8 protein-coding genes and 1 pseudogene are annotated in these 11,228 nt (G+C 71.4%); 7 read left to right on the forward strand and 2 right to left on the reverse strand.

The window, feature by feature from the left end:
* The first annotated feature begins 76 nt into the window (after window positions 1-76).
* The gene (locus P3T41_RS26955; RefSeq protein WP_280693109.1) at window positions 77-199 is read left to right on the forward strand and encodes a hypothetical protein; all 123 of its coding nucleotides are present in this window, start codon (window positions 77-79) and stop codon (window positions 197-199) included.
* A 126-nt stretch (window positions 200-325) separates the two neighbouring features.
* Here P3T41_RS26955 and P3T41_RS26960 read toward each other — a convergent pair whose 3' ends face one another.
* Complete coding sequence (locus P3T41_RS26960) at window positions 326-1,141, reverse strand: NAD(P)-dependent oxidoreductase (protein WP_280693110.1); 816 nt, start codon at window positions 1,139-1,141, stop codon at window positions 326-328.
* 147 nt (window positions 1,142-1,288) lie between these two features.
* Between P3T41_RS26960 and P3T41_RS26965 the strand changes: the two genes are divergently transcribed.
* Both P3T41_RS26965 and P3T41_RS26970 read left to right on the forward strand, forming a co-directional pair.
* Window positions 1,289-2,215, forward strand: coding sequence for a 5-dehydro-4-deoxyglucarate dehydratase (locus P3T41_RS26965; RefSeq protein WP_280693111.1), 927 nt, complete (start codon window positions 1,289-1,291; stop codon window positions 2,213-2,215).
* Window positions 2,212-3,486: a hypothetical protein gene (locus P3T41_RS26970; RefSeq protein ID WP_280693112.1), complete on the forward strand. Its 1,275-nt coding sequence runs from the start codon at window positions 2,212-2,214 to the stop codon at window positions 3,484-3,486. The genes P3T41_RS26965 and P3T41_RS26970 overlap by 4 nt, the downstream gene beginning before the upstream one ends.
* Here P3T41_RS26970 and P3T41_RS26975 read toward each other — a convergent pair.
* Complete coding sequence (locus tag P3T41_RS26975) at window positions 3,464-4,243, reverse strand: IclR family transcriptional regulator (RefSeq protein WP_280693113.1); 780 nt, start codon at window positions 4,241-4,243, stop codon at window positions 3,464-3,466. The genes P3T41_RS26970 and P3T41_RS26975 overlap by 23 nt on opposite strands.
* A 184-nt stretch (window positions 4,244-4,427) precedes the next feature.
* On the opposite strand from P3T41_RS26975, the gene P3T41_RS26980 reads away from it, so the two are divergent.
* From P3T41_RS26980 to P3T41_RS26995, 4 genes and pseudogenes are all read left to right on the forward strand, one after another.
* Window positions 4,428-6,038 (forward strand): aldehyde dehydrogenase family protein, encoded by a 1,611-nt coding sequence (locus P3T41_RS26980; protein WP_280693114.1) that lies wholly within the window; start codon window positions 4,428-4,430, stop codon window positions 6,036-6,038.
* A 111-nt stretch (window positions 6,039-6,149) separates the two neighbouring features.
* Complete coding sequence (locus P3T41_RS26985; RefSeq protein WP_280693115.1) at window positions 6,150-8,558, forward strand: polysaccharide lyase 8 family protein; 2,409 nt, start codon at window positions 6,150-6,152, stop codon at window positions 8,556-8,558.
* A gap of 22 nt (window positions 8,559-8,580) precedes the next feature.
* Window positions 8,581-10,092, forward strand: coding sequence for a Na+:solute symporter (locus tag P3T41_RS26990; protein ID WP_280693116.1), 1,512 nt, complete (start codon window positions 8,581-8,583; stop codon window positions 10,090-10,092).
* Between the two features lie 315 nt (window positions 10,093-10,407).
* A pseudogene (locus P3T41_RS26995) lies at window positions 10,408-11,135 on the forward strand (IS5 family transposase); the annotation flags it as partial.
* Between the last annotated feature and the right edge of the window lie 93 nt (window positions 11,136-11,228).

The raw sequence follows: 11,228 nt of genomic DNA on the forward strand, positions 1-11,228 counted from the left end.
CAGCCTCCACGCGGGGGCGAACCTGGGCAGCGAACGGTCGGCCGACAACGCGCTGATCACGACTTCAGGAGTAGCGATGCCCCGCAAGCGTCTCGCCCGCCGCGAACGCACGGCCCTGACCCGTGCTGTCCTGAGTGGATTCGTCTCCGGCACTGCCCGAGCGGTCGTCACCTGGCTACTGGACCTGGTCCACCAGTGAGGGTGTCATCGTGCGGGACGCTCTCGTACGTGATCACCGCCTCGAAGCCGTCGAGCGCGGGAAAAGCTGGTCGAGCAGACCGGGCACCTCAGGCGGCCCAAGCAGCCCGAGGTGTACCACCAGCCCTCAGAACGTCGTGAACGCACCGCCCAGGTAGCGCGATTCCGGGTCGTCCGAGGCGAGTTCGCCATGCTCGGCGAGCAGCTTCTCGGCATACACCTCGGCGTCGTCCAGCGGCTCGTAGCCGAGCAGCCGACGACCCGGCTCCAGGTCCCACCAGCCACGGGTGTTGGCGGAGATGCCGAACACCGCGTGGTGACCGGAGAGTTCGGCGCCGATCGACGCGTGGACCAGGCGGCCGCAGTCGGCGGGGCTGAGCCAGGTGGAGAGCATCCGCACCGTGCGGGGTTCGGCGAAGCAGGAGCCGATCCGCAGCGAGACCGTCGAGATGCCGTGCTTGTCGGCGTAGAGCGCGGCCAGGTCCTCGCCGAAGCACTTGGCCAGGCCGTAGTAGGTGTCGGGCCGGTGCGGGACGTCGACCCCGACGATGGCGCCGTCCGCCGGACGCTCGGTGTAGCCGACCGCGTGGTTGCTGCTCGCGTAGACGACGCGGCGGACCCCGGCGGCCCGAGCGGCCTCGTACAGGCGGTAGGTGCCCTCGATGTTGGCGGTCAGGATGTCCGGGAACGGCGCCTCGAGCGAGATGCCGGCCAGGTGGACCACCGCGTCGACACCGGCCATGGCGGCGGCCAGCGCCTCGGCGTCGGCGAGGTCGGCCGTCACGGCCTCGGGTTCGTCCGGGATCGGGGCCTTGTCGAAGAGCCGCAGCTCGTACCCGTAGCCGGGCAGGCTCGCACGCAGGAAGGTGCCGACCCCGCCGGCCGCGCCGGTGAGCAGGACGGTACGGGCACCGGCACGAGGAGTGCCCAGGACCTCAGTCATACGGACTCGCATTCATGGATGTGAATGGATGAGCGATGGGTGAGCGATTGCCTGGATAGAAAGTAGCCCAGCCACCGGCCTATTGACCATCAGGACGGCCTGACCTACCGTCAAACCAATTCATATATATGGACAGCCATCAGATGGGTGACCACTGTGACTCCACTCTTCGAGCGGCTCGACGGGCTCCTGTTCTTCCCCGTGACGCCCTTCGCCCCGGACGGCTCGCTGGACCTGGCGGCCTTCCGCACCCACGTCGGCCGCGGTATCGGCGAAGGCGCCGCGGCGGTCTTCGCGGCCTGCGGGACCGGGGAGTACCACGCGCTGGACCTCGACGAGTACCAGCGCGTCATCGAGGCGGCCGTGGCCGAGGCCGCCGGGCGGGTCCCGGTCGTCGCCGGGGTCGGCCACGGCACGGCGCTGGCCGCGCACTTCGCGCGGCGCGCCCACCAGGTGGGCGCCGACGGGCTGCTGGTGCTGCCGCCGTATCTCGTGCGGCCGGACCAGGCGGGCCTGCTGCGGCACTACGCGGCGCTGACCGAAGCGACCCCGCTGGACCTGATCGTCTACCAGCGCGACAACGCCGTGCTCACCCCCGAGGCCGTGGTCGAACTGGCCACCATGCCAAGGGTGATCGGGTTCAAGGACGGCCTCGGCGACCTCGACCTGCTGCAACGCACCATCAGCGCCGTCCGGTCCGCCGAGCCGGATCGACCGTTCCTGTACTTCAACGGTCTGCCGACCGCCGAGCTGACCGCCCTCGCCTACCGCGGCCTCGGCGTGACCCGCTACTCCTCGGCCGTGTTCTGCTTCGCGCCGGACATCGCGATGGCCTTCAACCTGGCCTACCGGAACGGCGACGACGCGACCATGCACCGCCTGCTGGACGGCTTCTACCGGCCGCTGGTCGAACTGCGCCAGCAGGGACGGGGCTACGCGGTCTCCCTGGTGAAGGCCGCGGTCCGGCAGCAGGGGCTCGACGTCGGCACCGTCCGCTCACCGCTCTCCGAGCCGACGCCGGAGCACCTCAAGCAGCTGGCCGAACTCATCCAGCGCGGACGGGACCTGCTGTGAGCGGAGCGACTCGGCCGCCCCGGGTCGGCGCGTTCCTCTACCCCTGGGACATCGCCGGGGACCCGGACGCGCCGTACCGGCTGCGGGACCTCGGCATCCAGTCGGTCGCGCTGGCCGCCGCCTACCACAGCGTACGGGCTCTGACGCCTCGTCACCCGCGGCACCGGATCGTCACGGCCGAGCACGCCGCGGTGTACTACCCGCCGGACGAGGCGCGTTGGCGCGGGCGGGCGTTGCGCCCGTACCGGCAGAGCTGGGTACCGCAGCGCGACCCGTACGGGGTCGCCGCCCGGCAGCTGGCGGCGGCGGGGCTGGCGGTGCACTCCTGGGTGGTGCTGGCGCACAACTCGCGGATGGGGCTGGAACATCCGCAGACGGTCGTGCGCAACGCGTACGGCGACCGCTACCCGTGGGCGCCCTGCATCGCCCGCCCCGAGGCGGTCGAGTACTGCGCCACGCTCGCGGCGGAAGCCGCCGTACGGGCGGACACCGCCGGTACCGAGCTGGAGTCCTGCGGCTGGTACGGGCTCGCCCATCTGCACGCGCACGACAAGATCAGCGGTGTGGAGCTGGGCGGCGCGGGCCAGTACCTGATGTCACTCTGCTTCTGCTCGCGTTGTGAAAGCGCTTACACGGCGGCCGGCGCGCCCGGCACCGCGGCCGCCGTCCGGGCGGCGCTCGAACCGCTCTGGCGGGCGAACGGGGCACTTGACGGGAGCGGGGAGGCACGCGGTGGACGTGAGCGGTCCGAATGGGAGCAGGTGGAACGCCTGCTCGGCCCGAAGCTGGCCCGGCTCACCCTCGCGCACCGGACGGCGGCCACCCGGGCCTTCCAGGCGGCGTGCATCGCGGCTGTCCGCGCGGCCGCCGGAGCCGGCTTCCGGATCCTGGTGCACGCCGACCCGGTCAGCCACCGCAGCGGACCGAACCCGGGGGTCGAGGCGGACTGGCTGCTCGGGGCGGGCGGAGCGGACGGGCTGGTGCTGCCGCACGCGGCCATCGAGCAGGTCGGCCGGCTCGGACAGCTCGAGCAGGTCGGCCAAGGCGTTCTGGTAGCCAACCTGCCGATCGTCGCCGGCCTGGGTCAGCGCCCGGACCTGGTGGCCGAGTTGGGCGCCAAGGCGGTGGCGGCGGGTGCGACCGAGCTGCGGCTGCACCACGCCGGGATCGCCTCCGACACCGATCTCGCCACGGTGGCCGACCAGTTGGCCGCCTTCCGCCGGTCGACCGGCGGGCCGCCCCCGGCGGTCAAAGATGCCGCATCGCCGTGATCAGCCGGTCGCGCGCCGCCAGCAGCGCCTCGCGGATGAGTTCTTCGCGGCCGGGGGTCAGCCGGGCCACCGGAGTCGAGACGCTGATCGCGTCGCGGGCCGGCCTGCGGTACGGGATCGCGGTGCCGTAGCAGCGCAGGCCGAGCGTGTTCTCCTCGTTGTCCACCGCGTACCCCGACTCCCGTACCCGGCCGAGCTCCTCGATCAGCTGCTCGCGGTCGGTGATGGTGTGCTCGGTGAGCTGGGCCAGCGTGGCCGGGAGCAGCTCGCGCACCTGCTCGTCGGGGTAGGTGGCGAGCAGGGCCTTGCCGTGCGAGGTGCTGTGTGCCGGCAGCCGGCGCCCGACCCGGGTGAACGGCCGCAGGTAGTGCTGGGACTGACGGGTCGCCAGGTAGACGACATCCGAACCGTCGAGCCGGGCCAGGTGGATCGTCTCCGTGGTGTCCGCCGCCAGCTTGTCGAGCACCGGGCGGGCGGCGGACACCACTTCGTCCCCGTCGATGTACGAGGTGCCGACCAGCAGCGCCCGCACCCCGATGCCGTACCGGGTGCCGGTCAGGTCCGTCTCGACCCAGCCGAGTTCGACCAGCGTGCGCAGCAGCATGTACAGGCTGCTCTTCGGATAGCACAGCGCCTCGTGCACCTCGGCGAGGCTGTGCATCCCCGGGTGGCCGGCGAAGTACTCCAGCAGTTCGACCGTGCGGACCGCCGACTTGACCGGAGCTCCGGTGGACTCTGCGGGGCTGGACTGCGCCATAGGGCCTGCTCCCTTCACGATGGTGCGCGACCTGTTCAGGATAGTGGCCGCCCTTCAGCCCGCAGAACCCCTCTCAGTTCCACCGATTCAGCTCCACCGACTTCAGTTCCACCGACTTCAGTTCCACCGACTTCAGTTCCACCGATCCGCGACCGAAGTCCCCTACGTGCACCGGGAGTCAGCGATGCCACAGCCGATACCGCAGGCGAAGGTCTGGAGCCTGGACCCCCGAACCGGCGAACGCCGCGCCGAGGTCGCCGTCGAGTCCGACACCGCCGCCGTCGACCGCGCGGTGACGGCGGCCCACCAGGCGCTGCCCGCACTGGCCGACCGGCTGGTCCGGGCCCGGCTGCTGCTGGCCGCCGCCGACGCGCTGGCGAAGGCAGGCGATGAGCTGGTGAACACCGCCGACGCCGAGACCGCGCTCGGCAGCGCCCGGTTGACCGGCGAACTCGCGCGAACCGCCGGTCAGTTGCGGGCATTCGCGACGGTGGCCCGAGAGGGCGCGCTGCTGGACGTGGTGATCGACCACCCGGCCACGCCGGGCGCCGGCCCGGTGCTGCGGCGCTGGCTGACGCCGATCGGCGTGGTCGGGGTGTTCGCGGCGAGCAACTTCCCGCTGGCCTTCAGCGTGCTCGGCGGCGACACCGCGAGCGCGCTGGCGGCCGGCTGCCCCGTGGTGGTGAAGGCGCACGCGGACCATCCGGCCACCGCCGAACTGGCCGCCCGACTGCTGCACGCGGCGGCCCGCGAGGTCGGGGTGCCGGCGGCGGTGCTCGGGCTGGTGCACGGCTTCGCGGCGGGGGTCGACCTGGTCCGGCATCCGGCACTGCGCGCCGTCGGCTTCACGGGGTCGCTGCGCGGCGGGCGGGCGTTGTCCGATCTGGCGGCGGCCCGGCCCCGGCCGATCCCGTTCCACGGCGAACTGGGCAGCCTCAACCCCGTGGTGGTGACCGAGCGGGCGGCGGATGAGCGGGCGGCGGAGATCGGCACCGGCCTGGCCGGGTCGGTGACCCTCGGCGCGGGCCAGTTCTGCACCAAGCCCGGGCTGGTCCTGGTGCCGGCCGGGCCGGCCGGCGACCGGCTGGCCGCGGCCACGGCCGCCGCGCTGGCCGCGGTGCCCGCCGGGGTGCCGCTGGACGGGCGGATCGGCGCGGCCTACCTGGCCGGCTGCCAGGCGCGCGCCGCGCTCCCGGGAGTCGCGTCGCTCACCGCCGTACCGGACGCCGAGGCGCCCGGCCGGCGGCTGCGCCCGTGCTGCCTGGAACTGCCCGCCGCGCTCCTCATCGAACCCGAACCCGAACCCGACGCCGGGGCCGGGGCCGCGACCGGGGCCGGGGCCGCGACCGGGGCCGAGGCCGGCAACGCAGACCACACCCTCCTCCTGGAGGAGTGCTTCGGCCCCCTCGTGGTCCTCGCCCGCTACCGCGACGCCGCCGAGGCCGCCGCCGTCCTCGCGCGGGTCGAGGGCAGCCTGACGGCGACCCTGCACACCGCCCCGCACGAGCCCGAGGCGGCCCACTGGCTGCCCAGCCTCGCGGCGATCGCCGGCCGCGTCCTGGTCGGCGGCTGGCCGACCGGCGTCGCGGTGCTCCCCGCCATGCACCACGGCGGCCCGTATCCGGCCAGCACCAGCAACTCGACCTCGGTGGGCGCCACCGCCGTCGAGCGCTGGCTGCGACCCGTGGTCTACCAGGACGCCCCACCGGAGTTGCTGCCGCCCGAGCTGCACGACGCCAACCCGCTCCGGGTGCCGCGCCGGGTCGACGGCCAACTCGAGCGACCCAACGCGTAGTTCATAACCGTGAATCTTGTCCAAGCTCTTGACTAGCACAGCCACCTGCCCTGAGATGTCCTCACCCTGCGAGCTCCTTTCCTCCGTCAACTTCCTTTCCCCGGAGCGCATATGGACGGCACGATTCCCCGGCGCCTGCTCCTCGGCGCCGGCCTGGCCATCACCGGCACCGGCCTGCTCGGCACCACGACCGCCACCGCCACCGGCGCCATCGCCACCGGCGCCGGCACCGCGAGCACCATCACCACAACCCCCGCCGACCAGTTCGAGACCCTGCGCGCGGCCTGGTCCGACCTGCTCACCGCCGCCTCGAAGATCACCCCGGGCGACACCCGTTACACCGCCGCCATCGCCGTGGTCGACAGCACCGCCGCCGCCGACATCGCCGCCTACGACCGCTCCCCCAACCCCGCCTCGGTCTACACCGATCTGCCGTTCGGACCGGTGGAGCACGCCAGCCTCAGCTACTACCGGATCCGCGACACCGCCCTGGCCTGGGCCACCCCCGGCTCCCGCTACCACCAGGACCCGGCCACTGCCGCCGACCTGGTCGCGGCCCTGGCGCTGATCGGCGGCAAGTTCTACAACTCCGGCGCCGCACAGGTCGGCAACTGGTACCACTGGGAGATCGCCAGCCCGCAGGCGCTGCTCAACGCTTGCGCACTGCTGGGCGCCACCGTGCCGGCCGCCGATCTGGCCGGCTACCTCGACACCACCCTGCACTTCTGCGGCGATCCCACCACGCAGCAGCAGGGCACTGTGGTGACCACCGGCGCCAACCGCTCCGACAAGTGCCAGATAGCGATCCTGCGCGGCATCCTGGCCAAGGACCCGACGCAGATCTCAGTCGGCCGCGACAAGCTCTCCGACATCTTCCCGTACGTCACCACCAGCGACGGCTACTACCCGGACGGCGGGTACATCCAGCACGGCACCATCCCGTACAACGGCCACTACGCGTACGTGTTGCTCGGCGACCTCAGCCAACTCGCCGCGCTGCTCGGCGGATCGGCGTGGGCGATCACCGACCCCGGGTTCAAGGTGATCCTCGACTCGGTCGACCTGACCTACGCGCCGTTCATGCACGACGGCCTGGTGATGGACGTGGTGCGCGGCCGCTTCCTCTCCCGGCAGGGCGAAACCGACCACGACGCGGGCCACTTCATCACCGAGGCGATCCTGCGGCTGGCTCCGATCGGCTCGCCTGATCAGCAGGCCCGCTGGCGGGCGCTCGCCAAGGGCTGGATCCAGCGCGAGCGTTACGCCACGATCACCACCGGCGCCACCCCCGAGCGGATCGCCCTGGTCAACTCGGTACTGGACGACCACCGGCTGCCGGCCGCGCCGCCCCCGGTCGGCCACCTGCAGATCCCGTCGATCGAGCGGGCGGTGCACCGCCGCCCGGGCTGGGCCTGGACCGTCGCACTGTCCAGCAGCCGGATCGCCCGCCTGGAGGCGCTCAACGGCGAGAACCAGCGCGGCTGGCACACCGGCGACGGCGCCACCTACCTCTACGACCACGACAACGGCCACTACACGGACGCCTACTGGCCCACGGTCGACTCGACTCGCCTGCCCGGCACCACCGTCGACCAGCTCCCGCTGGCGCCGAGCGCCGGCAACTCCACGCTGCCGCCCACCACTTGGTCCGGCGGCGCGGTGCTGGACGCGCACTACGGCGCCGTCGGGCTCGACCTGGTGCCGTACGGCTCGCCGATGCGCGCCAAGAAGTCCTGGTTCTGCCTGGATCGCGGCGTGGTCGCGCTCGGCGCCGGGATCACCGGGAGCAGCGGTCACGCCGTGGAGACCATCGTCGAGAACCGCAACCTGCACGCGACCGGCTCCAACGCGCTGACGGTGGACGGCTGTCGGCAGCCCGGCACGCTCGGCTGGACCGCCAGCTTCGACGGTGCCCGCTGGGCCCACCTGGAGGGCGTCGGCGGCTACCTGTTCCCGGCCGGGGCCCCGCTGCGCGCGCTGCGCGAGGCCCGCACCGGCGCCTGGGCCGACATCGACAACGGCCCGAGCACCGGCGGCACCACCACGCCCTGCACCAACCGCTACCTGACCCTCTGGCTCGACCACGGCATCGATCCCACCGCGGCCGACTACGCGTACGTCCTGCTGCCCGGCGCCTCGGCCGCGCAGACCGAGCAGGCCGCGCACTGCGAGCAGCAGCCCGCTGTGCTCGCCAACTCCGCTACTGTGCACGCGATCCACGCCGAGCGTGAGCAGCTGACGGCCGGCACCTTCTTCGCCGCCGGCTCGGCCGGGCCGATCACGGTCGACGGTCCGGCCGCGGTGCTGGTGCGCCGCGACGGCGCGCGGACCACCTTGGCGGCGTCGGAGCCGACCGGGACGTCCACCCGGCTGACCGTCACGCTGGACGGCCGCTACCGCGCCTTCCGCACCAACTCGCCTGGTGTCTCGGTGACACTGACGGACAGTCAGGCAACTGTGACGCTCGACCTGACCGTCGGCTCCGCCAGATCCACCCGGACACTCGTCCTCCTCCCCTGACGCCCACCCGCAGGAGCCTCCCGTGACCGCGCTCGACTGGGCCGTGCTCAGCGCGTACTTCTTCGTCATGCTCGCCATCGGCCTCTGGTCCCACCGGAGGGTCGGCGACGTCAGCGACTTCTTCACCGCGGGTGGCCGGATGCCCTGGTGGCTCTCCGGCATCTCGCACCACATGTCCGGCTACAGCGCGGTGATGTTCACCGGCTACGCCGGCATCGCCTACCAGTACGGCATCACCTCCTACGCCACCTGGGCCTTCCCGATCGCGGTGGGCATCGCCATCGGGGCCCGGCTGTTCGCACCCCGGCTCAACCGGGTCCGCTCCCGCCTCGGCGTCTCCTCACCGCTGGAGTTCCTGGCCGACCGCTACAACGTCACCACCCAGCAGGCGCTCGCCTGGAGCGGCGGCCTGCTGAAGATCGTGGACGTCGGCGCCAAGTGGGCCGCGATCGCCACCCTGCTCTCGGTCTTCACCGGCCTGAGCCTGGACCAGGGCATCCTGCTCACCGGCGCGATCACCGCGATCTACTGCACGGTGGGCGGCCTCTGGGCGGACGCGCTCACCGACTTCGGCCAGTTCGTCATCCAGATCCTGGCCGGGATCGCGATGTTCGCCGCGGTGCTCGGCAAGCTGGGCGGTGTCTCCGCGATCTGGACGGTCTGGCACAAGCTCCCCGCCACCCATACCCACCCGACCGCCGGCCCCTACACCCTGACCTTCCTGCTCGCCTTCGTCTTCATCAAGACCTTCGAGTACAACGGCGGCATGTGGAACCAGGCCCAGCGCTACATGGCCGCGCCCAGCGCCCGGGAGGCCGGGCGGGCAGCCTGGCTCTCGTCCATCCTCTGGTTCGTCTGGCCGCTGGTGCTGATGTTCCCGATGTGGGCGGCGCCGCTGCTGGTGCACGCCAAGAAGAAGGACGCCAGCGACTCCTACGCCCTGCTCACCCAACACCTGCTCCCACACGGCCTGATTGGCCTGATCGTGGTCGGCTTCTTCTCGCACACCATGGCGATGTGCTCCTCGGACGCCAACGCGGTCGCCTCCGTCTTCACCCGCTGCATCGCCCCGGTGATGTCGCGGCGGGCCCGCGCCTGGGACAGTCGAGCGGGCCTGCTGGCGGCGCGGGTCAGCACGGTGGCCTTCCTGGCGCTGTCAATGGCAGTGGCCACCGAGGTCAACTCGGCCACCTTCAAGGACATCATCACGGTGGTGATCAAGTGGGTGGCCGGCCTGATCGGCCCGATCACCATCCCACTGCTGCTCGGCATGATCCCGCTCTTCCGCCGCAGCGGCCCCACCGCCGCGCTCGTCTCCTGGGCAGCGGGCCTCTTCGTCTTCTGGCTCACCAACTACGGCATCAGCGGCCAGGGTACGGACATCGAGACAGCCGCCCCGGTGGCCACCTCGCTGGTCCTCTACACCCTGATCGGCTTCCTGAAGCCGGAGAACACCCCCGAACGGGACCGGGTGATCGGCGCGGTCAACGAGGACGGGGACAGCGTGCCCCTGAGCACGCCCGCACTCACCTGAACCCGGCGGCGAACACCGCCGCAACGGCCGCGCACGAGCGGGCCCCGGCACTCCAGCAAGAGGACTGGCGGGGCCCGCTAGTCCGGTGACTCAGTGGGTGTTTTGGTGGCCCTAGTGCCATATGCGGTCCTTGTTCCTACCCTACTCCGCCATGTTTGCCGGGTAGGCCTGGACTCTGACCGACCAGCCAGCAAGGACAGCCGACCGTCTCGTCCGCTTCTGAGTTCTGAAGTCCGTCTGGGTTGCAGACGTCACGGAATCGCCCAACCAGCAGCGGAACTGGACCTTCCGGCCCGCCGGTGCTGACGCTGTGTCATGAGTCAGCGGAAGCCGTACCCAAGCGACCTGTCCGACGCCCGATGGGCCCTGATCGAGCCGAAACTGACGGCCTGGCGAAGAGCCCGACTCGACCGCCGGCCAACCGGTCAGCCGGCGAAGGTCGACCTGCGCGACACCTTCAACGCGATCCTCTACGTCAACCGCACCGGAATCCCCTGGAAGTACCTCCGCACGACTTCCCGAACCACGGAACCGTCTACGCCTACTACGCCGCCTGGCGCGACGAGGGAATCCTCGCCCAACTCAACTACAACCTCACCGGACTCGCCCGCGCGAAAGAAGGACGCAAGCCCGAACCAACTGCCTCGGTCATCGACACCCAGAGCGTGAAGACCTCCACCAACATGCCCCCGACCAGCCAGGGAACCGATGCCGCCAAGAAGATCGTCGGCCGGAAGAGAGGCATCCTCACCGACACGATCGGCCTGATCCTCGCCGTGACCGTCACCGCCGCGAGTCTGTCCGAGAGAGCCCTGGGAATACGCCTCCTCGACCAGGCCAAGAATCTCTACTCGACCATCACCAAAAGCTGGGTCGACACCGGATTCAAGAACGCTGCCGTCGAGCACGGCGCCCGCCTCGTCATCGACGTCGACGTCGACGTCGTCCACCGGAAGGTCGACATCCCCGGATTCCACGTCGCGAAAAGACGGTGTACGATCGAACGAAGCCTCGGGTGGATCACGCTCAGGCGCCGACTAGCCTCGATCTTTCGTGACGGTCCGTCGGTGCGTTCGACGGGCCATTTCGACTTGTCCGGGTAGTGGTGGGCAGGCCGAGGGCCCGGCTGTCGCGTC

It is taken from the genome of Kitasatospora sp. GAS204B (assembly GCF_029892155.1).
Classification (GTDB): Bacteria; Actinomycetota; Actinomycetes; order Streptomycetales; family Streptomycetaceae; genus Kitasatospora.